This is a genomic window from Ignavibacteriales bacterium, assembly GCA_015709675.1.
GTDB lineage: Bacteria > Bacteroidota > Ignavibacteria > Ignavibacteriales > Ignavibacteriaceae > H2-BAC3.
The window spans coordinates 535,600-559,461 of sequence record CP054182.1 but is presented as its reverse complement, the minus strand read 5'-3'; the positions used below and the strand labels follow the sequence as shown (position 1 = coordinate 559,461).

Genomic DNA, 23,862 nt, shown 5'->3' with positions numbered 1-23,862 from the left:
GCATGCCCTGTCTCTACCACAATAACCACAACAATTACAACCATAAAATGAACAAATACAAAAACAAATACCGGATACCATCAACCCGGTTACAACAATGGGATTACCGGTGGGCGGGTGCGTATTTTATAACCATCTGCACACAAAACAGGAAACATTATTTTGGTGAAATTGTTGATGGGGCAATGCAATTATCCCACACGGGAGTAATTGCGGATATACTATGGCATCAAATACCACAACACGCGCGAAACGCAGATTTAGGCGCGTTTGTCGTAATGCCCAATCATATACACGGCATATTGATTATTACCAAAAACACCAACAATAACGATATTGGGGTTGGTAATGCGGGAACCGTAGAGACAGGGCATGTGGTAGAGACAGGGCATGCGGTAGAGACAGGGCATGCGGTAGAGACAGGGCATGCGGTAGAGACAGGGCATGCCCTGTCTCTACAATCATCCAACGAATCATCCAACAAAATCCAATCCGGCGGAAAACCAATTCAAACCATTGGTCAACAACGATTTTAACATATTGGAAATAATTCCATATCATCTATTGTCGGATCTTACAAATCGGCTGTTACCAGACACGCCCGCCGTTTGGCATTTACATTTGAATGGCAAACCCGTTTTTATGATCACATCATCCGTGATGAAAAATCCTTTCAAACCATCTCCGATTATATACAAAATAATCCTCTCCGCTGGCAGGAAGATAAATTCTACAAATCCGAATAGAGACGGGGTGTGTGGTAGAGACAGGGCATGCGGTAGAGACAGGGCATGCCCTGTCTCTACGATGTCGTTGTTTGTTTTAATTGTTGTTAAAATGGTTACATTCCCAAATAATCCTTCAGGTAAAAACCTGTGTGGCTGGCGGGGATTTGCGCGATTTCTTCCGGGGTTCCGGTGGCTACTACTTCGCCTCCCTTGTCACCTGCCTCCGGACCCATGTCAATTATGTAATCCGCGCATTTGATCACATCCAGGTTATGTTCGATAATCAGAACGGAGTTGCCGTTATCCAGCAGCATGTTAAAACAGTTAAGCAGCTTGGATATATCATCAAAATGAAGCCCCGTCGTGGGTTCGTCAAAGATGAAGAAGGTATGCTGCCCTTCCCGCTGTGCGGCAAGATGCAGTGCAAGTTTGATACGCTGTGCCTCTCCGCCAGAGAGGGTATTGGAGGGCTGCCCGAGCTTTATATATCCGAGTCCCACATCAGAAAGCAGCCGGATAAGCCGGACGATTTTGGAGTGTCCCTCAAAAAATTCGATTGCCTCATCCGCCGTCATGTTCAGCACGTCAACAAGATTTTTTCCTTTGTAGGTAATATCACGCACTTCTTTTTTATAACGGGTGCCTTTGCAGTCTTCACACTCCAGATACAGGTCGGCAAGGAATTGCATCTCTACCTTGATAAAACCGTCACCTTCGCAGGTATCACACCGTCCGCCCGGGATGTTGAATGAAAAGAATCCCGGTTTATATCCCTTTGCCTTAGCCTGATGCGTGCCGGCAAACAGTTCGCGAATCAGTTCAAATACTTTGATATAACTTGCCGGATTAGAGCGGGGAGATTTTCCAATGGGAGACTGATCAACAATTTCGATTCCCTGTATATACTGGCTGCCGGTTATCTCATCAAAGCTGCCGATATGCTCCGGAATAAGACCGAGCTGCTTTGCAAGCCCCCCGTAGATGACATCATGCACCAGCGTGCTCTTTCCGGAGCCGGAGACTCCGGTTACCACGACAAACTTTTTCAGCGGTATTTCAACGGTAACATTTTTCAGGTTGTTCTGAGTTGCGTTCACCAAACGAATAACCTGAGTTTCAAGAGTTCTCCTTTTTTGCGGAACGGGAATTTTTTTGACACCGCTTAAATACTGAATGGTAAGCGAGTTTTTTGACTTTTTAACCAGTTCACTATACGGCCCGCATGCAATAATCTCACCCCCGTGCTGTCCGGCTTTAGGACCCATATCAACCAGTATATCTGCTTCGCGCATCATTTCGGGATCGTGTTCAACAACCAGAACGGAGTTGCCTATATCGCGCAGGTTTTTAAGAATTTTAATCAGCTTTGCATTATCCCGCGGATGAAGGCCGATGCTCGGTTCATCAAGGACATAGAGCGTTCCCGTTAATGCAGAACCAAGCGCGGTTGCAAGGTTTATCCGTTGTGTTTCCCCTCCGGAAAGAGTTGAACTGAGTCGGTCAAGGGTAAGATAGCCGAGTCCGACATCGGTAAGGAATGAAAGCCGTTTATCAAGCTCTTTCATGATGCGGTCAGCAATGGCAAGTTCATACTCGTTGAGTGAAAGCGTTTTGAAGAACTCATGTGTCTGCGCTATGGGGAGTAGCCCGAGTTCGTATATATTCCTGCCGCCGACCTTTACCTGCAGGGCTTCTTTACGGAGACGCGCCCCCTTGCAGACGTAGCATGTGGTATATCCGCGGTACCGCGCGAGCAGAATACGGATGTGCATCTTGTAGGTATCCTTTTCAAGATCGGAGAAAAATCCGTTGATGCCATGGAATTTTCCGAAGCCGCGTTTAACCAGTTCAACCTGATCATCAGTCAGTGATTTGAAAGGAACATTGAGCGGAAGTTTATACTTCGGCGCTTCAGCAACCATATTCCGCTGATGCAGGCTGAACTTGGGAGAACGGAACGGTGCAATAGCGCCTTCCATCAGGGTCATGTTTTTATTAGGGATAACCAGGTCGTAGTCAATCCCCATTACTTTGCTGAATCCCTGGCAAACCGGACATGCGCCGAAAGGATTGTTGAATGAGAAGAATCTCGGTTCCGGTTCTTCATACCTGATGCCGCAACATTCATAAAACTTGTTAAACTCATGCTCTTCCCCTGTTTCACTGTTGATGATAATCAGCCGGTTTTCCCCCTCTTTGAAGGTGATCTCGATTGAATCGGCGAGCTTCTCCCTCACGCCGCTTGCGGCAGATTTGAAGCGCTCGGTCAGAATTCTTATGCCGGCTTTATCATCGGGCAGCTTCTGTTTTTCGTTCAGGTCAAGCAGTTCATTCTTATATAGTATGCGGAAGAAGCCCCGTTTTCTGAGGAGGTCAATCTCCTCGGCCATACTGCGTCCCTCGTGGGAATGAAGGGGAAAGGTAAGGTAGAACTTCGTGCCCTCGGTCTGTGACTCAATCCAGTCGCAGATTTCACCGGTTGACGCCTTTTTTACCTCTTTTGCGCAGGAGAAGCAGTACGTTCTGCCTATCCGGGCGTAGAGCAGGCGGAGATAGTCATACACTTCGGTGGTGGTACCGACGGTTGAGCGGCTGTTGCGGGAACCGGTCTTTTGTTCTATCGCCACCGCGGGGGAAATACCCTGGATGAGGTCAACATCCGGCTTGTCAATCCGCTCCAGAAATTGCCGGGCGTAGGAGGAAAGGGATTCCACATACCGGCGCTGTCCTTCGGCGTAGATGGTGTCAAAGACCAGCGATGATTTACCGCTGCCACTGACTCCGGTGAACACAATCAGTTGATTACGGGGGATGGTGAGGTCAACATTCTTCAGGTTATGCTGACGGGCACCTTTTATGATTATTACTTTTTCTTTAGAACTCTTGGCTGCCATGAATACAGAGATTTATCAAACCTGATAGTATAATCAATATAATTAAGAATTAAAAATGAAGAATCGAGAAAAATTATGAGTTGTGAAGTATGAATTATGAATTCGTGCGGTCTGCGAAGGAGTGAGTTTAATTGATATGAAGTGACTGCGGTGCTAAAAGTTACAACCCTCTTTGGGGTCAAATTTTTATAGCTTTATCAATAGCTCCGGGCTTAAGCCCGGAGCTATTGAAGCCAGTAAGGCTTTTATATATCTGAATCAATTGTACTGGCGGGTGTTGAATGGGTTGTGGTGTTATTAATATGTCACCGCTGGTCGGTTTGTATCTTTTTAGAAAAGTTCGATGACTGATGACTGGTCATCTGTACTGCGGGTTCAAAGAAATGCGCGGAGCGTATGACCCAATAATAGAAAGCCCTAAAGAACAGAACTCTTGAATGCGCGGAGCGTATGACCCATGTAGCAATAGGAGATAAAAAAACGGGTCACCCGCGCTGCGGGTTCAGGGATATTTATTTTATGTTCTGTTTTATTAACGGGCCACCGCTACGCGGTTTGGGGATTAGGGTTTGGTTGTGTGTTATTATTAATATGTCACCGCTACGCGGTTTGGGAATTCGGGTTTGGTTGTGGTGTTATTAATATGTCACCGCTACGCGGTTTTGGGATTGGGCTTTGGATGTTGTGTTATTAATATGTCACCGCTACGCGGTTTAGGGATTCTGGTTTGGTTGTGATGTTATTAATATGTCACCGCTACGCGGTTTTGGATTTGTTGTCAGATGTTTATCAATAGCTCCGGGCTTAAGCCCGGAGCTATTGAAGCCATTAAATCCATTAAAACTATTGTAGAAAACTTCTATATATCGCCATCAATTGTACATTGTAAATTATACATTGTACATTAACATTACTAATTACTAACTGCTAATTACTAATTAACTCCATCCCATCAGATTTGGCGGAATGAGAAGCAGAAGACCAAGAATCATTAAAATTATCTGCAGGGGCAGTACCCATTTTGCCCATTTCTGCCAGGGTACTTTTGCCATTGCTAATGCACCCATGGTTACCGCAGAGGTTGGGATGATGATGTTTGTATACTCACCAAACTGAAATGCAAGAATCGCTGTCTGGCGGGAAACTCCGGCCAGGTCTGCAAGCGGCGCCATAATAGGCATGGTGAGCGCTGCCTGTCCGCTTCCGGAATGGACAAAGAAGTTGATTATCGCCTGTACGATGAACATCTTCTGTGACGCAAAAATCGGGGAGGATGATTCGATAAACGGAGCCAGTCCGTATAGTACGGTGTCAATAATCTGACCGTCGCGTGAGATGACCAGTGTTGCGCGGGCGAGAGCTACAATCAGTGCAGTGCCGACTAAATCTTTTGCGCCGTCAATAAAAGCTTTAATGAGATTGTCGCTATTCAGTCCGCCAATGATGCCGGTCGCTATTCCCATCACAAAGAACATTGCGGCAATCTCTTCTATATACCAGTTAAACTTAACCACGCCGACAACAAGCATAACGAGTGAGAGAACAAAGGTGGCGAGAACCAGCTTATGTTTTCCGGTCAGCTCAATCTGGTTTTCGTATATATTGTCAATGTGACCGCTCTTGCGAAGTTCGGTATCTTCCGCGTACATCGGGCTGGTTTCAGGATTCTTTGAAAGTTTCTTTACATAATAGAGCAGAAAAAAGATGGCCACTGCAGTTGAAATTGCCCAGCAGATAACCCGGTAGCCGATGCCTGAAAAGAGAGGAACATCAGCGATGCCCTGTGCAATACCTACGTTAAAAGGATTCAGAAACGCGCTTGCAAATCCAATATGCGCGCCGACCAGGGGAATTGCCACTCCGGTAATGGAATCGTATCCGAGCGCAAGACAGATGGGAACGGTAATCAGCACAAACGGAATAATTTCCTCATTCATACCAAAGGTTGCCCCCCCGAGAGAGAACATAAGCAGCAGTACGGGAATAAAAAATGTCTGCAGCGTTTTTGAGTGTTTATGAGCTTTGGCAAGTTTTGTTATAAAAGCAGTGATGGCGTTTGTGGCGGCAAGGACGTTAAACGCACCGCCGACTATCAGAATGAAGCCGATAATCATGGCTGCTTCAACAAATCCCTTGAGGGGCGAAGTAAACAGAGCGACCAGACCCTGGGGTTCATTATCAACGAACTTAAACGAATTCTGAACAACCACCATTCTGCCGTTGACTTCCTGCCGTTCATATTCGCCGCCGGGAATAATCCACGTAAGCGCCGCGATAAAAACCAGCAGAAGGAAAATGAGGAGATAGGTGTTGGGCACCTTCAGTCTGAACGCTTTGGTACTGCTCATAGGGCAATCATGCTTTCGTTAGTTGATAATATATAACTGATATATACTGCCTGCCGGGGGGACCCCGGCGGGGGAGTGTTCCGCCTCCGGCTCTCCTGCTTCAGGGCAGGCGGAACGGGAATTCTGAGGCGCAACATAGGGAAAAACCGGAAATTCTCTGCCCCCTCCCGCTCTGCTGCTCGTGAGTCCGGAAAAGGGAAGCGGGAAAAAGTGTAAAAATAGTAACGATTTTTCTTGACAAAGGTAATAAAATTTACAATTTTAAGGTAAAGAATTTTCACTTTCACCTAAAACGGTAAAGAAGGTTACACAGTGGAACCCCGGACAGTAGAGTTATTTCTCGATCTCATCAGGATAGATGCCCTATCCTGCAACGAAAAACCGGTGGCAGACTATATCCGCTCGGTTCTTGAACCGCTGGGTATGAGCGTAACCGAGGATGATACCGCATCAATTACCGGCAGTAATACCGGCAATCTGATAGCCCGCTACAAGGACGGGGGGAGGAAAGTGCTTCTTTCACACATGGATACAGCAAGACCCACACGGGATCTTGTCCCGCAAATTACTAACGGAAAAATCCACGGATCAGGAGGAACCATACTCGGAGCGGATAACCGCGCCGGATGTGCCATTCTTCTTGCCTCCGCTGAACAAATCATAAAACATCAGCCCGATGCACCCGGCTTCACGCTCGCTTTTACTGTATGCGAAGAAACCACACTCGGCGGCTCAAAAAATCTGAATCTTGATCCGGCTATTGCCGGCGGATTTGTGTTTGATTCCTCAAACCTTCCCGGCAGATATATTTATTCCGCCTGCGGAGCAAAAATGATCCGTATTGAGATTGTCGGCCGTGCTTCTCACTCAGGTATAGAACCGGAGAAGGGAATAAACGCTATTGCCATTGCCGCCAGAGCGCTTGCGCAGATTAAACAGGGGCGGCTTGATGAGCAGACAACCATGAACTTCGGCATTATTAAAGGCGGAAGCGCAGTGAATGTGGTTCCCGACCGCGTTGTGCTTCACGGTGAAGTCCGCTCCTTTGACACCAAACGCGTTGAAGAGGAAGTTGCACGGCTGAAAGATGTCTTTGAAACAGAAACCCTGAACTCAGGCGGCTCGCTCATCTTTGCTGATGAGTGGGATTTCACTCCGTATACGGTTGACCGCAATGTATATACTATTCCGGCAATTGAAGCAGCAATAAGCGCGGCCGGCATGAAGCCGGAACCGGTTATATCACTCGGCGGAAGCGATGCCAACTCCCTTAACGCGAACGGCATTCCCTCGGTGAATATCGGTATCGGAGCGAAGAACCCGCACGCTGATGATGAGTATATCATGGAGGCCGACCTGATGAAAGCAACCGGTATTGCTCTGGCGCTGCTGGTGCAGCCGTAACGTAAACCCTCTTTAGGGTAGAGTTTCTGTTTTATCCCTTTCCGTGAACGGCGGAAGAGGATTCAGGAAAATTTTTTTCGTAACAATCTTTCTGCAGTTTTTGATATGAACTATTTCATTGCATTTGTTCTGCTTTTTGCTTCACTGGTTTCCTCACAGACCAAAGGAAGTCTTGTCATCATCGGCGGCGGCGACCGGCCTGATTATGTCATGGAAAAAATCATGCAGCTGGCCGGGGGAAAAAAAGCGAAACTGGTCATCATCCCGAACGCAAGCGGTGAGCCGGTTGAAACCGCGGAATACCAGAAAAAGGGGCTGAACAGGCTCGGTTATGAAAATATATCATATATATACGGAAAACAGGCAGAACTGGATACCCCCGAAAATCTTGCAAAACTCGACGGAGTAACCGGTATCTTTTTTTCAGGCGGTGATCAGAGTGTATTAACACGTGATCTGCTCGGAACAAAATTTCTCGCAAGGATAAAAGAAATTTACAGGCAGGGGGGAGTAATCTCCGGAACAAGCGCGGGAGCAGCCGTCATGAGCAAAATTATGCTCACCGGAGATGAAAAGAAAAACAAGGACTCCAGCAGCGCGTTTATCACGATCGAAAAAGGTAATGTGGATACCAAAGAAGGATTCGGCTTTCTTGAGAATGTGATTGTTGACCAGCATTTTATAAAACGGAAACGCCATAACCGCCTGATGTCCCTCATGTATGAAAACCCGAAACTGCTTGGCATTGCAATAGACGAAGCTACCGCAATAGTGGTAACCGGCGGTGACAAGTTTGAAGTTCTGGGTGAAAGCCAGGTAATGGTAATGAATGCAACAAAGGCAAAAAATATCCGTACAGACAAGCACGGCAACTTTGCTGCTGAAGGCATGGTAATTGACCTGCTGATAAACGGTGACAAATACAGCATCAGCAAAAAACAGAGAATAAAATAAATCAGCGGCTGAGAATAACAGCCGGATATATAAGATTGAAAACAAACTAACATCAACCATATAAAAAAAGGAATATCTCCATGAAGAAATTCTACCTCTTTACCTTAGCTGTCCTGCTCGCGCTTCCGGCAGGAATTCAGGCACAGGAATTTGCAACAGGCGCATTGCATGTTGTTCTCGGTACATATGGCCGTGTGCGGGTAAGCGCGCCGGATGTATCAGTAAGACAGGTTGACCGCCTTTCTTTCCTGCTTGCAAAAAGCCGCACTGAAGTTTTTGACTATCAGGAAGATGCAGAGGGCATTGCTGCTCCCGCAACAGTAACTCCGGCAACCTGGGGAAATCATGAAATCAATGTCGGGATTGATAATTCTTATTCAAACAGGCCTCCTGTTGTTTCTGCCGTTGTCAGCGCTTATGGCTGGACAGATGCCGCATATACCATTTCCAAATTTGCGGTAACCAATAACGGCACTGAGGCATTTGATGCTATTCCCGGATTTGAAATGATTCCGATCAATGAAGGCACATACGGAAACGAAACCCTTGTTTATGATGCTGCCAACAGTCTTTTCTATTCATACAAAGGCGCTTCCTATGTCGGATTCAAATCACTTTCACATCCGCTTACCTCAGTAAAACTTTTTGACTGGTATGATGCCTTCTATACAGATACCCTGTTTTACGATTATATGACAACCGGCACCTTTACAGATTCAGTTGTAACCGGCGGTGACGGCGGAGTAGCAGTTGCAGGCGCGGCAGCAGTTCCGTTCCCTGCTGGCGCAACTCTTAATATGTATATTGCCATAGCATTCGGACAGACCAAAGCTGATATGCTTGAGCAGATGAGCGATGCAGTTGCAGCATATAACGCGCTTGTCGGTGTGAAAGAAGAAATGACCGCGGCCAATACCTTTGCTCTGCAGCAGAACTATCCGAATCCGTTTAACCCTTCAACCAGAATTTCCTTCTATCTTGAAGAAAGCGCTGAAACCTCACTCCGTATCTATGATGTACTCGGAAACGAAGTTGCGGTTCTGGTGAACGGCCAGATGGAAAAAGGATATCATGAAGCAGAATTTGATGCTTCAAAACTTTCTTCCGGCATGTATGTATACCGCCTGGTATCCGGACAGAATGTTGCCGTTAAAAAAATGTCCCTGCTGAAATAATTTTTTATCAGACCCTTGCCGTCCGGTGTGCAGTAACCGGGCGGCATGCGGCCTGATAATCTGTTAAACGTATGAACGCAGAAGTTTCAGTAAAAGAGCTGATTACGGCAGGCTACAATGACCTTCCCAAAAGCCAGAAAAAGATAGCCGACTATATCCTGGAAAATTTTGACAAGATACCCTTTCACAATGTGAATGAGCTTTCACGTCTGACCAGTTCCAGTGTTGCTTCCATAACCCGCTTTGCGCAGAGAATCGGGATGGACGGCTATATTGAAATGCGGGAAAAAATTTCTCTTTCGCTTCAGCACAAGATTAAAAACAAATCCATCTTTCCTCTTTTTGACGCGGCAAATCTTAAGGATGATACCCTTACGGCGGTTGCGAATCTTGACATTAAAAATATCGGTGATACGCTCACCCGTATTGACCGTGACCACTTTAACCGCACCACAAGCCGTATTCTGAAAGCAAAGCGGGTATATACCGGCGGACTGGGAATCTCATATCTGCTGGCAGAAATTCTGGCCTATCAGCTTACACAGGTTGGGGTGGATGCCTCGGTGATGAACCATACCTGGAACAGTTTTCCTGAGTCACTTGTGTATAAAGGCGCGGAAGACTACATGATTCTTATCTCCTTTCCGCCGTATTCGAAAGAGACCATTGAAACAGCAAAGTGCGCCAGAGAACAGGGTATCGGATTTACTGCGATCACCGACAAACACTCTGCTCCTTTTACTTTTTATACTGATACGGTTCTGACCGTTAATTCAGAGAATATGCTTTATACCAATTCCTTCTCGGCCATTTCAGTGCTGATTAATGCCATAGCAACTGAGTGCGCCCTGAAGAACAAGCGGAAAAGCAATGAGATACTGGAAAAGCTCGATAAATTTTCTAAAACACTTGACCTCGTTCTTGAATGAAACAGGAATCAATCAAATGCAGATGATAAAAAAGATATTCGTCTTACTGATCATAGTCACCCTTCCCGCTCTTGCGGGTGTTACCGGAAAGCTTTCCGGTAAGATAACCGACCGGCAGACAGGAGAACCGCTCCCCGGAGCAAATGTGCTTATCGAAAAGCATTCGCTCGGAGCAGCAGCGGATTTCAAGGGTGAATACACCCTGCTGAATATCCCGCCGGGTATATATACCGTGCGCGTGAGCTTTCTTGGTTATAAAACCATAACGGTGGAAAACGTTAAAATACAGGTTGACCAGACCACCACGCTGAATGTGGAGCTGAGTACGGAGTCCATTACGGTTGATGAAGTAGTTGTCACGGCTAAAGCGCCGCTGATTCAGAAGGACCTGACCAGCACCATCAGCACGATAACCAGAGAGAAGATAGAAAATCTCCCCGTTGCCTCATTTACCGAACTTCTTTCCCTTCAGGCGGGCGTTGTTGGGGACGGAAGCAATCTCCACATACGCGGCGGAAGGTCAAATGAAGTTGCCTATCTGATTGACGGCATGTATGTGAAAGACCCTCTGTTAGGCGGTCTTGCTGCATCAATCAATAACGATGCAATTCAGGAAATGTCACTGTTAAGCGGTACCTTTAACGCCGAATACGGAAATGCACTCAGCGGAGTGGTTAATATCGTAACGCGTGACGGTTCAGAAAAGTATCAGGGAAAGATAGAGCTCCGATCAAGTGAATTTGGTGTTGAGCGCTACAGCAGGCTTCGTGAGCTCCGTTTGAACGGAAGTTTTGAAGGTCCGCTCTGGAGCAGCCGTTCACGCTTCTTTCTTTCCGCGGAGCAGGATAAACGCGGAAGTTATCTTCCGTTCGGCTATAACCGCGCGCATACCGGGTTTCTTAAAATCTCCAGCAGCGAATTACCTAACATGAAACTTTCCCTCTCCGCCCGGGGCAATCAGGGAGAGCGCCAGAGTTACAGCCACTCATATAAATATATACCAGACCAGTATCTGCGCCGCAAGACGGACAGCTGGCAGAATACCTTTACGCTGACTCATACGGTAGCGAATAATTTCTTTTATGACCTGCGTGTATCGTACTTCAACCAGGGTTACTATTCAGGAATAAATAAAGACACGGCCAATTATCTTTCAATTAATCAGCGCGTTTATTTTGAGGATATCGGCAACGGATTTGAGTTTTATGCCATCTCCGATCCTGAAGAAGTTACCGACAGCCGCACCGCTACGGTTGATATCAAAGCCGACGCTCTCTGGCAGATAGGCCAGAACAATGAAATGAAAGCGGGTATCCAGTTTCAGCAGCATAAACTCCGCCTCTTCTACGTATATGACCCCAAGCGGAACTATCCCTATAAAAATGATTACAACACCTCACCGTTTGAAGCCGCGGCATATATACAGGATAAAATTGAACTGCCGTATCTGATTATCAATCTGGGGCTCCGGTTTGATTATGTAAACGCAAACGTTACGTACCGCGAAAATCCGCTTGATCCGCTTACGATCATAACAGCCAAACCGCGTTATCAGCTCAGTCCGAGAGTGGGTATAGCGCATCCGATTACCGACCGGACAAAACTGCATTTTGCCTATGGTCATTTTTTCCAGAATCCGGATTTCCAGTATCTGTTTGAAAACAATCAGTACGACATGAACGTGCGCGAACCGCTGCTGGGGCAGGCAAATCTTGATGCGCAGAGAACCATTGCTTATGAAGTGGGTATCTCCCATCAGTTTAACGAGCAGACAGCGCTTCACGCAACTGCCTATTATAAAGATGTAACCGGACTGATCGGCACCCGTTATTATTTCCCCTTTGTTGACGGAAGATATGTAGGATATACACTTTATGTGAATGAAGATTATGCCAACATAAAAGGTTTTGAAGTGAATCTGGATATACGTCCGGACAAAAATCTCTCCGGCGGTCTTACCTATACCTATTCAGTGGCAAAAGGAAGCGCATCTTCAGAGACTGAACAGTATCCCGGCACTTCGGAATCAACCCAGCTGTACTATCTTGATTTTGACAAGCCGCATGTGCTGAATGCTTCTCTGGCTTTCCAGCTTGGCAAGGATGAAGGACCGGTTCTCTTCGGAAGCAAATGGCTGGAAGAAACCGATTACAGCATCATCTTTAAGGCATCATCAGGATATCCGTATACACCGGGCGGCCGCGATATCGGATTTGTAACCCGAAACTCGCTGCGTCAGCCGGCCACGTATGAAATGGATCTGATGATCGGCAAAGAAATAAAGCTTTATGATGAAGTACGGCTCCGGATCTTTGCGGAGGTGCTGAACCTTACGGACAGAAGAAATATTCTGTTTGTTTACAGTGATACCGGCGAACCCGATTTCACCAATGAGGGAAATGCCTCAGATGAATATATGAAAAACCCCGCCTATTTCGGACCGCCCAGAAGCATCCGTCTTGGCGCATCAGTTAAATTTTAGCAAGGAGCAGAGATAAGCAATGACGTATAAGAAATTCATACTGGTTTTCCTGATGCTTCCTCTTCTGGCTCTTGCTCAGGAGCGGGAAAAAGACAGAGATTACCGTGAAGACGCGTTCGAAAAACTATTTGGAATAATTGACCGCGCGGGCGGCTCACATAACGCCAGCAATATCGGGCTCTTTTTTGAAAACCGCGGAAAGCTTTACCCCCGCCGTCTTTCACAGGGACCGTCGGGTGAATATCCGATCAACAGCGGAAAGCATTATATATATCGCATCAACCCGATGGTGGGAGTTCCCGGAAACGTGATTCAGGGAAGATATACCACCAACGAAGAATGGGAAGCAGTTGCGGGTTATAACAACACCGAGCTCGCGAAGATTGCCTTCAGCGATGCGCCGGCTACATGGCATCCGGTGAACGGCTGGCCGTTTAAGGATGCGGACGGCAACCCGGTCATAAAATCTGATCAGGACAGCTACTGCAAATATGATGACGCAAAAAATACGATGGAAGTCCTTGGCGTATCAGTCGGGCAGACCGGATATACGTACGGAGTCAAGTTCGCGCAGAATCTGATATTCTATACCTTTGTTGTGAAAAATGAAGGCACAAAGTTTCTGGACAGTGTTTATTTCGGGTTATATACCGATATAGATGTCGGAAACGTTTCCGGCGGAACCCCCGAATATCTTGATGATAAACTCGGCTATAACCGCGAAAAGAATTTTGTGTACTACTATGACGCAAAAGGATTTTCTTCAGAATGGCCGGGGGGTGAGTCTGGTTACTTTGGCGTAGCCTTTCTGAAAACACCGCTCATCAACGGCGTTATGGCGGGTGTTACCGATATGCACTATAATTTGTATGACGATGACCGTGATATAGATTCAGTACAATACGGCATTATGGCAAGCACGCCGGGCCTGTATAATTCATCACTCGGAAGCAAATATTTCCATCTCGGGTCGCAGAGCTCTCTCCGGTTTGACGATACAGCCACCATTCCGGTGGGAGGTCTGGACCTGGTTGCCACGATTTCCTCCGGCCCTTATACGCTGAATCCGGGAGACTCATTAGTCTTTGTAACGGCTATTATTGCGGGAGATACGTATCAGGACGCAATGGCAACGCTCACTCAGGCGGAAAAAATTCTGGCGTTCGATTTTGAAATAAGCAAACCGCCGGCTACTCCAAAACTGGCGGGTTATGCTTCCGACAAACAGAATTTTCTCTACTGGGATAACGCCGCGGAGAAATCACGCGACAACTTCTCCGGAGAGTATGATTTTGAAGGATACCGTATATACCGCAGTCTGGATAAAGGAGTCAACTGGGACCTGCTTGCAGATTACGATATGCTGAATCAGCGGGGACTTGACCGCGGGCTGCAGTACAGCTACCGCGACACCACCGTTAACAACGGATTTGAATACTGGTACACGGTGACCGCGTATGACAGAGGCGATTCACTTATTGAGTCGCTCGAAAGTCCGCTTGGCAAAAATCTTACCAGCGTAAATACCATTGCTCTGATACCGGCTACCAATGCCGCGGGCAGAACACCGGTAAGCGTTAATAATGTAACCCATACCGGAAACGGTATATCCAACTATGAAGTGAGAGTAACCCCCCGTGATGATGATCAGCTTAAGGACAACGTCTATGAAGTGGGTTTTTCATTTCAGCAGACAACCATCCGCGGAAAGCTGAATACCATTGCCCGTATAGAGGTTACTGATTCGGCACGGAATACTCCCGCAAGACTGGGTATTGAATTCAAGTCACCCACTGTGTTTAATCTGATTGATCTGAATACCGGAGACTTCCTCCGCGAAAATCAGAGTTATATAGCAGGCCCTAATGCCACCTTTACCATAGCCGGGCAGGGAATGCGCCTGCGTCTTATTGAGCCGGATCCGAATGCTCCGGCTGAACTGAAGCCAAAGGCAGGGGACTATATACAGATTAACTTTTCTGTTCACGCGATTAAAAACGGCGTTGATACCGTAGCGCCCCCGCGGCCGCTGATTTTTGACCGTCCGCAGTCCACCACTGACGGTCTTGTCTTCAGCGTATCAAAACCGGATATTATCCGTGATGTTTCCCGCGTGGGAGGCACCGATAAAATTGACATGGCATTCAGTGTGGAAGATGAAACACTTCTGAAGACCGTACAGTATCTGGTTCGTGTAACCGGAAGCGGATATACTCCATCGGGAAATCCGTTTGTTTCAATATATGTTGATTCGGTAAATGCCGCCGATGCAACACCCGTACTGAGAGTGGATACGCTTGAAAACCTGGCGGTATTCTCGTTTGACGGCATACGAGGCAGAGTTGATTTCAGAAGCACAACAGCCCCCGCTGTCGGGAACGCATTCTCTGTGGATGTGCTGCGCCCCGTGCTGCCGAACCTGCGTGACCGGTATCAGATAACGCTCACCGGTTCCTCTTACAGCAAAGAGACCGCGGCAGCAGCCATGAGCAATATCAAAGTAGTTCCGAATCCGTATATTGTTTCATCGCTCTTTGAGCCTGAATTCGGCGAACTGCGGCGGGAACCGCTTAGGCAGATTCAGTTCATTAATCTGCCCCCGGAGGCAACTATATATATCTTTACGCTTGACGCTGATCTGGTGAAGACAATATATCATTACGGTCCTTCTGGCACGGCAACGTGGGATCTGCGCGCCGAAGGAGGCCGCGAAATAGCCCCGGGCATGTATATCTACATGGTCAAGTCTGACGCGGGGGAATATATTCACCGTTTTGCAGTGATAAAGTAAGGAGAGGATGATGAAAAAGTTTATTGTAGTATTTATTGTTCTCTTTCAGACGGCGATTCTGCCGCAGTATTCAAATCTGGGTGCTTCAGGCGCACAGTTTCTTGAGATACCTCTGAGCGCCGCAACCGCGGGCATGGGGGGCGTGGCTGCCGGTCTGGTGAAGGATGCTTCTTCCATGTTTTATAATCCGGCGGGGCTGGCTTCAGTTAAGGGATATGATATACATTTTTCCTATCTGAAGATGTTTGATATGTTTGATATCAACGGCGCGGGGCTTGGATATTCGCTTGGTGAAAGCGGTGTGCTCGGAGTCAGTCTGGTCTCGGTTTCCTCCGGCAAGGTGGAAATCACCACGGAAAAAGAACCAAACGGAACCGGCCGCTTTTATGACGCGCAGGATCTGGCTATGGGTATCACCTATTCCCGCTTCCTCACGGACCGATTCAGCGCGGGGGTGAGCGTGAAGTATATATACCAGCGTATATGGAATGAAGTGGCTGACGGCATCGCGTTTGATATAGGAACACAGTACCGGCTTGACTTCAACAATCTGACCATTGCAATGGCGATGACCAACTTCGGCCCCGATCTCCGTTTTGACGGACCTGATCTGAACGTGGTCTTCAGCCGTGATGAGAATTATCCGCTGAGCCGTCTGGCTCCGGCATCACTCAAGACTGATCCCTACGCTCTGCCGCTTCACTTCAGGGTTGGTTTAGCGATGGATTTGTATCAGGCAGACTTTATGAAAATCCGGGGCGGTATTGACGCAACGCATCCTAATGACAACAGCGAACGGCTGCAGGCCGGCACTGAATTCAGCTTTTATGACCGCCTGTACCTGAGGGCTGGGTACAAGTATAATTATGATGATGAGCAGGTTGCGCTAGGAGCAGGGTTCTCTTTCTTCCTTGGTGAAGCGCTGCTCAGGTTTGACTACGCTTATTCGGTATTTGATCTTCTGCCTGATATTCAGCGTATCTCGCTGAATATGGAATTCTGATAACCGGCAGGTAAAGAATTCTTTCGGTAAAACCCGAATTTCGGGGATGAATTCAAAAAATATCACTGCCAGTGATATTTTGAAAATTTCATCCCCTTTTTAATTTCTATAATTGCGTAAATTTCATGATTTGATGTATTTTAACAAGATCAAAGCTGTAACAAATTTGTATTTCCATGTCTTCCGCAGAACTGAAGAACCTTTTTAAGGACGAACCGGAGCTAAATACCGGTTACTCCCGGATTTATCTGTATCTGCTGTTTGGCGCCATGATCGCATTGCCGGTATTCGGCTATCTGTTAAAAAACACCAATCCGGGAGCAGCGGATAATCTGTGGGAACGGTTCGCGCTTGCCGGGCTCGGCCTTATTGCCATTGCAATCTATAAATCTCCTCCTCATATCAGCCGCTATTTTGATCCTTTCCTGCAGTTCATGTTTTACCTTGTAAGCATCTGGTCTCTCAGGGTAACGGCAAATAATAATTTCAGCATGGATTATGTAACAGGTCATCTGGTGGTAATTTCCGCTGTGGTGCTTGGTTATTATAAACCGACTGCCAGAAGGATATATATGGCGGTTATGACCGGACTGACAGCACTCTGGATGATTTTTACCCCGGACCCCGCCACCAGCGGAGATATTCTGGTTTCGAATATGGTTGTTATGTTCGTGATATTTGATCTGGTGTTTAACAATCTCCGGTCCATGTTTACCGCCCTCCGGTTCCGCAATAAGGTGATGGGAACCCTTTATCATGAATCCACCGATGCGCTGATTATTCTTTCCATGAAAACCGGAAAGATAGAAAACTGCAATGAACAGGCGCTTTCTCTTTTCGGAGTCAGATCACCCGCTGAACTTGAGGCGCTTAATCTGCTGAGCCAGATACCGCAGGAACTGTTATCTTTTTCTCCCGGACTTACCACGGAGAAAGGGATGCTGCATGCGGAATGCAGAATACCAAAATCCGGCGGTGAAATGTTCTGGGCCTCTGTAGCAGTGAGGAATATATACTCTGATACGATCAGCTTTTCGCTTATCCGTATAGTAGATATTACCGCCAGGAAGCAAAAAGAGGATGCGGTTAAAGCAAGTGAAGAATGGCTGAGAAAACTGATTGAGAACAGCAGTGATGTGATAACTCTGCTGGACTCAGGCGCCCGAGTTATTTTTAACTCTGCCGCTTTTGCCCGCTTTACCGGGTTTAGTGAAAACGAGTTTACCACGTCTCCCTTCACCGATCTTATCGTCCCGGAAGACGCCCTCCGCGTGAAGGAAATGCTTGACCGTGTGATGGATTATGAAGTAGTGAAAGATGAGGAGTTCCGTCTGATCACAGCCTCGGGCGGGTATATATGGATTGAGTGCTCTTTTACCAACCGTCTGAAAGATCCCGTCGTAAAAAGCATTATTCTCAATTTCCGTGATATTACCGAAAGACGCCTTGCTACGGCGATGATTGCCGAAAGTGAAACCCGGTACCGCAGTCTCTTTGACAGTTCACCTGTTGGCATACTGCTTTATGATAAGAATCTGACCGTTATTTCGGCAAATAAAAAATTCTGTGAAATAACGAAAATACCTCCGCAAAAAATAACCAGTCTTTCGCTTCATACCCTTGAAGACCAGAAAGTCCTGACGGTTATATCAAACACCCTGAAAGGCATTGAAGGAGAGTATGAGGGATTATATACATCGGTAAACTCAGGCGCGCGTTTTTTTATGAAACTGCAGACCACACCGCTGCGCGAGGCAAACGGAAGCGTGGCGGCAGGAATAGCAATTGTGGAAGATATTACCCAGAAAGTGCAGGCGGAGCAGGATCTGGTAAAAGCAAAAGCACACGCTGAGCAGATCAGCCGGCTGAAGTCAGCATTCCTCACCAATATGAGCCATGAACTGCGTACCCCGATGAACGGAATACTCGGTTTTGCGCAGATTATCCGCGAGGAAGCATCATCACCCGAACAGAAAGAGATGTCGGAGAGTATTATTAAGTCGGGCGTGCGGCTGATGACCACGCTGAACTCCATACTTGATCTTGCGCTGCTGGAGTCAGGAGAAGTAGTGGTCAATAAAAAGCGCATTGTGCTGCAGGATATAGTCCGCATGGTTACGGATAAATACTATGACATTGCGCTTGATCAGGGGCTTTCCCTTTCGATGAGTGCGGGATCGGATATACTGGACGTACTTGCCGATGAAAAACTTCTGAGCCAGGCAATCAGCCATCTGCTGGATAATGCCATCAAGTTCACCAAATCAGGCGGTGTTGAAATTAGTCTCGAAGTTGTTTCTGCCTCCAGAGCAGCAATATATATCAAGGATACCGGCATGGGAATTCCGCAGGAACATCTGGAACTGATTTTCCAGGATTTCAGGCAGGTGAGCGAGGGTTACAGCCGTCACTTTGAGGGTACAGGGCTCGGACTTTCCATAGTGCAGAGAATGCTTGCTCTTATTGACTGTGAGATTGAAGCGGAGAGCGTGGTCGGACAGGGGACCACATTCATCATTAAACTTCCGTTATTAAGCGTGGAAGAAGCAAATGATCATGATGAGAAGCAGGAAGCCGGTGAGGATAATTCCGGGAAGCTGAAGATACTTCTGGTAGAAGATAACATGATCAATGCCGAGATTGTAAACAGGGCTCTCAGGAATCAGTACCTGATTGATACAGCAAAGACCGGCAGTGAAGCAGTAAAATTAGTCAGAAAAAGAAACTACGAACTTGTTCTGATGGATATCCATCTCGGCATGGGAATGAATGGCATTGATGTAAAAGAAGAGATACGCAGACTGCCGGAGTATGAAACAGTGCCGATTATTGCAATTACCGGATATGTGGGTGAACATGAAAGAGAAGTTCTGCTTACCGGCGGCTTTGATTTTTTCCTGAGCAAACCCTTTAAAAAAGATCAGCTTCTCGAAATAGTTGCCGCCGCAAGCAAAAGCAGAGAAGAAAAGAAAAAACATAATTAATCTTATGCCGCCACGGCGTTTTGCAACAGAGCCGTGTTTCAGATGAGTCCGCGCAATTCCCGATGTTATCCCCTTTCAAAACAGAAAATCAAAATCTCAACTAAGTTGTACCGACACGCCGCGGCGTGTCGCTACGGGGTCGTGCTCTTGATGAATCCGGGTAATTCCGAAAGCAAATCTTCTTAAACAGAAAATCGAAAACTCAAACAAGTTGTACCGACACGCCGCGGCGTGTCGCAAGAGAGCCGTGTTCCAGATGAGTCCGCGAAATTCCCAATACAATCCCATATCAAAACAGAAAATCAAAATCTCAACCAAGTTGTCCAGCCACGCCGCGGCGTGTCGCAAGAGAACTGTGTTATTGATGACTTCAGTTATAATTTGACCAAAATCAATAAATCTGCGATTACATATTAAAAAGGGTTATCTAATTAGGAAAAACGACGCTCATATATACAAACAATCTCACAGAAGAAAGTTATAGAGCAAAGCCCCCTCTTTTCAATACAAAGCTCAATAAACACAATAACAGCGCTCTGAAAAATCCGGATACAGTTAAATTCAGTCTGTCAGAAGAGAGGGGGTTGGGGGGTGAGTTTTTTTATCGCGAACATGCTCACTAGAACAGGATGCAGATAAAAATATCAGATCAGCAAAAGTCTTGAAAGCCATTTAGATTTTGTAATTTTTATAATTACTCATCTATAACGTGACTAATGTTCCCAGATGGAGTATTTACTGTTGTCCGCCATGAAAAGCAGTAATAATGTAATCAGAGAATTTAACAGATACCGGGTGTGATTATTAAACTCGATTGAAGAATTCGTTTTTACCTTCAGGCAAGATGTTGTGATACTGTGTTAGGTTCATAGGGTTGGTACGTTGATTGGGCTTTTTTGACTCACCCCCAACCCCCTCTCTCCTGACAATCCCGGATTTAACTTCGTTAAAGTTTCTGCAGAGAGTAATTTTAGTGTTTAGTTGTATCTGCATTGGAAAGAGGGGGCTTCCGGAATTGAGCAATCTACATTGTTTATTTATTTTGCCCCAAAACAACATCTCTTCCGATAAACGTAATTTGTACGACAGCAGTATTTATGCGGTACTATTTTACATATATGCCTGATTTGTAAAAAAATTTATCAAAACACAAAATCAGCAATGTATTTACCATAGGCCGTTCAGCATGAGCAGGAACCTGTTATGAACAACCGGCGATTTAATCGGAAGCGAGAAGCCTTGTAAAGATAAGAGATCTGGGAAGTAATTAGAGAGAAATTTGTGCGGTATTAATTGACATCGGCCGGGAGGGATCAAAATTTCGTACCGACAGATGATAATCTGTCGCGCAAAACCATCTCAAAATCCCGGCTGCACCGGATTGTTATCCGGCGGTACGAATCATTTTATTCACTGCAAGAAATTCAGTTTTAAGGGTATTTGAGGTCTGTCGCGATACGCCGCGGCGTGTTGCTTCAGAGTCTTTTTTATGAAGAGTTCGCCTGTGCTCTAAAACATTCTTTCTTCTTCGTGGGGACTCTCTTCTCTCTCTATTACGCGCAAAAAACATCGATTTCACCCTGATTTCAGCTGTTTTGCTTTGAAGCTACAAAACTTCACCGTTTGAGCAGAAAACAGAATAAAGCTTTATAAGTCACTTTGGTCCGGAGCAGTATTCAGTTCATCACTTTTTATATTTCAGAGATTATGTAAATTAAGTTAAGAGATGAATAATTAACACATTTAACCAATTTTCCATATCCGGTATGAAGACATCAGAACTTAAAAATTTGTTCGGTGAAGAAGAAAGTCTGACCACGGGCTATTCAAGGGTCTATCTTTCACTTCTATTTGCAGGAATACTGGGGCTGCCTCTTTTCGGATATCTTTATAAGGCCGCAAACGAAGCCGTACAGGATAACCTGTGGGAGAGAATGGTTCTTTCAGGGCTCGGGTTAATTCTGATCGCCATATATAAAGCCTCGCCGCCCATCAGCCGATATTTCAGCCATGCTATGCAAGGGATGTTTTATGTGGTCAGTTTCTGGTCGCTGCGGGTGACAACCATGAATGATTTTTCCCTGGAGTATGCAGCCGGACATATTACAATTATTTCGGCCGTTGTGCTGGGCTATCATGAGCCGCTGCTCCGCCGTATATATATGGGAGTGATGGCTGCGGCGACCATGTTCTGGTTCGCCTATTCCGGAGCCTCCGGTGTCCGCGGGGATATTTTCGTTTGGAACATGCTGCTGCTTTTCCTCATATTTGAACTGGTGCTTAACAATCTGCGGAAAATATTTTCAGCACTCCGGTTCAGAAACAAAACGATGCGGGCGCTTTTTGATGAATCAACCGACGCACTGCTCATCTATTCTCCCATAACCGGAAGGATTGAAAACTGCAACCGTTTTGCGCTGAATATCTTCGGCGTAAAATCTCTTGCGGAACTGAACGCAATGCAGATCATACAATATATCCCCGGGGAACTTTTCGAATCCATGAGAGGAAGGACCGCAGAACGGTCTCCGGTGGTGGTTGAGATCAAACTGCCAAAAGCAGGGGGAGATGAATTCTGGGCTTCCATTGTGGTCAGAGATGTTTATTCAGATGATGTTAGCTTTACTCTTATCAGGGCAGCGGATATAACCGCACGAAAACAGAAGGAAGATGCCGTTAAGGCAAGTGAAGAGTGGCTCAGGAAACTTATTGAAAACAGCAGTGATGTAATTATGCTGCTTGACTCAGGCATGAGGATCATTTTTAATTCATCCGCTTTTGTAAGGATAACCGGATTTCAGGAATACGCTTGCATTACTTTTCCGTTTCTTGATATAACTGCTCCGGAGGATTCAGCCCGCGTTGACGGAATACTTCAGAGGGTTCAGAACAGCGAAGAGGTCAGGGATGAGGAGTTCCGCATTAAGACCGCGGCGGGTGAATATATATGGATTGAGTGCTCATTCAGCAACCGCCTGAAAGATCCGGTGGTACGAAGCATTATTCTGAACTTCCGTGATGTAACGGAACGGAGAAAGTCAAGAGCCATGATCGAAGAGAGTGAAATCCGTTACCGGGGACTGTTTGACAGCTCTCCTGTGGGGATTCTTCAGTTTGACAGGAACATGAAGGTGATCTCGGCTAACAACAAGTTTTGTGAAATCCTTAAGATTAATCAGGAAACTATTTCAGGATTTTCGATTCTCTCCCTCCGGCATAATGAAGTTCTCAGAATACTTACAGAGACACTGCAGGGAGTGGCGGGGGAATTTGAGGGGGAGTATATATCGGTTATCAGCCGTGTCAGGTTTATCATGAGGCTGCGCACCACGCCTCTCCGCGATTCAGACGGCACGGTGATTGCCGGAATGTCCATCGTGGAGGATATTACGGAGAAGGTGGAACAGGAGCAGGAATTACTGAGGGCAAAAGCGCATGCTGAACAGAGCAGCCAGCTTAAATCAGCATTCCTGAAAAATATGAGTCATGAGCTGCGCACTCCTATGAACGGCATACTTGGCTTTGCGCAGATTATGCATGAGGAAGCGCTGTCAGAGGAACAGAAAAGGATAACTGCCAGTATTCTGAAGTCAGGCAACCGCCTTATGGCAACGCTGAACGCGATAATGAGTCTTGCCCTTCTTGAATCCGGTGAGATGAAAACACGGAAAAAGCAGATATCACTTCAGCGTCTGATTCAATCAATAGCAGCTAAATACCGTCCGGAAGCGGAGGAAAAAGGGCTCAGCTTTACCCTGATTTCCGACCATGATATGCTTACGGTTTATTCTGATGAAGAACTGCTGATGCAGGCGCTGAGTAATCTGGCTGATAACGCAATTAAGTTCACCCGGACGGGGGGAGTTACACTTGAAGCAAAACGAATTGCAGGGGAGAAAGCAGCAATATATATCAGGGATACCGGCATCGGAATACCGGATGAGCATCTGGAAACCATATTTCTGGATTTCAGGCAGGTGAGCGAGGGCTACAGCCGTATGTTTGAGGGAACCGGACTTGGTCTTTCCATAGCGCAGCGAATGTTAATGCTCACAGGAGGGGAAATCAGAGCCGAAAGCACCCCCGGAGGAGGATCAACCTTTATCGTTACCATACCGCACGGGCAGCCGGAATAATCTGTCCCAATGAGGCGAGTGCCTCAGAATTAAA

The 23,862-nt window shown here is 46.5% G+C and carries 11 protein-coding genes and 1 pseudogene; 10 read left to right on the top strand and 2 right to left on the bottom strand.

From position 1 onward, the window contains the following. Positions 1 to 47: 47 nt before the first annotated feature. Positions 48 to 746 (top strand): annotated as a pseudogene (locus HRU80_01930) (transposase). A gap of 95 nt (positions 747 to 841) precedes the next feature. Here HRU80_01930 and uvrA read toward each other — a convergent pair. Beyond that, positions 842 to 3,622, bottom strand: a complete 2,781-nt coding sequence (gene uvrA, locus HRU80_01925) for an excinuclease ABC subunit UvrA (GenBank protein QOJ27689.1) — start codon at positions 3,620 to 3,622, stop codon at positions 842 to 844. A gap of 938 nt (positions 3,623 to 4,560) precedes the next feature. Continuing rightward, the gene (yfcC, locus tag HRU80_01920) at positions 4,561 to 5,970 is read right to left on the bottom strand and encodes a putative basic amino acid antiporter YfcC (GenBank protein ID QOJ27688.1); all 1,410 of its coding nucleotides are present in this window, start codon (positions 5,968 to 5,970) and stop codon (positions 4,561 to 4,563) included. Positions 5,971 to 6,282: 312 nt separating this feature from the next. Between yfcC and HRU80_01915 the strand changes: the two genes are divergently transcribed. From HRU80_01915 to HRU80_01875, 9 genes are all read left to right on the top strand, one after another. After that, positions 6,283 to 7,374 carry a M20/M25/M40 family metallo-hydrolase gene (locus tag HRU80_01915; GenBank protein ID QOJ27687.1) on the top strand — a complete coding sequence of 364 codons (1,092 nt, stop codon included), beginning with the start codon at positions 6,283 to 6,285 and terminating at the stop codon, positions 7,372 to 7,374. A 105-nt stretch (positions 7,375 to 7,479) separates the two neighbouring features. Beyond that, a complete protein-coding gene (locus tag HRU80_01910; GenBank protein ID QOJ27686.1) occupies positions 7,480 to 8,328 on the top strand; it encodes a cyanophycinase in 849 nt (282 codons plus the stop codon). Positions 8,329 to 8,408: 80 nt separating this feature from the next. Next, positions 8,409 to 9,503, top strand: a complete 1,095-nt coding sequence (locus HRU80_01905; GenBank protein QOJ27685.1) for a T9SS type A sorting domain-containing protein — start codon at positions 8,409 to 8,411, stop codon at positions 9,501 to 9,503. 71 nt (positions 9,504 to 9,574) lie between these two features. Beyond that, a complete protein-coding gene (locus HRU80_01900; protein QOJ27684.1) occupies positions 9,575 to 10,432 on the top strand; it encodes a MurR/RpiR family transcriptional regulator in 858 nt (285 codons plus the stop codon). 16 nt (positions 10,433 to 10,448) lie between these two features. Continuing rightward, on the top strand, positions 10,449 to 12,914 hold the full coding sequence (locus tag HRU80_01895) for a TonB-dependent receptor (GenBank protein ID QOJ27683.1): 2,466 nt from the start codon (positions 10,449 to 10,451) through the stop codon (positions 12,912 to 12,914). 19 nt (positions 12,915 to 12,933) lie between these two features. Further along, entirely contained in the window at positions 12,934 to 15,705 is a 2,772-nt protein-coding gene (locus tag HRU80_01890; GenBank protein QOJ27682.1) for a hypothetical protein, read from the top strand. A gap of 7 nt (positions 15,706 to 15,712) precedes the next feature. After that, positions 15,713 to 16,708 (top strand): PorV/PorQ family protein, encoded by a 996-nt coding sequence (locus HRU80_01885; protein QOJ27681.1) that lies wholly within the window; start codon positions 15,713 to 15,715, stop codon positions 16,706 to 16,708. Between the two features lie 176 nt (positions 16,709 to 16,884). After that, the gene (locus HRU80_01880) at positions 16,885 to 19,692 is read left to right on the top strand and encodes a PAS domain S-box protein (GenBank protein ID QOJ27680.1); all 2,808 of its coding nucleotides are present in this window, start codon (positions 16,885 to 16,887) and stop codon (positions 19,690 to 19,692) included. 1,766 nt (positions 19,693 to 21,458) lie between these two features. Further along, positions 21,459 to 23,828: a PAS domain S-box protein gene (locus HRU80_01875; protein ID QOJ27679.1), complete on the top strand. Its 2,370-nt coding sequence runs from the start codon at positions 21,459 to 21,461 to the stop codon at positions 23,826 to 23,828. The last annotated feature ends 34 nt before the right edge of the window (positions 23,829 to 23,862 follow it).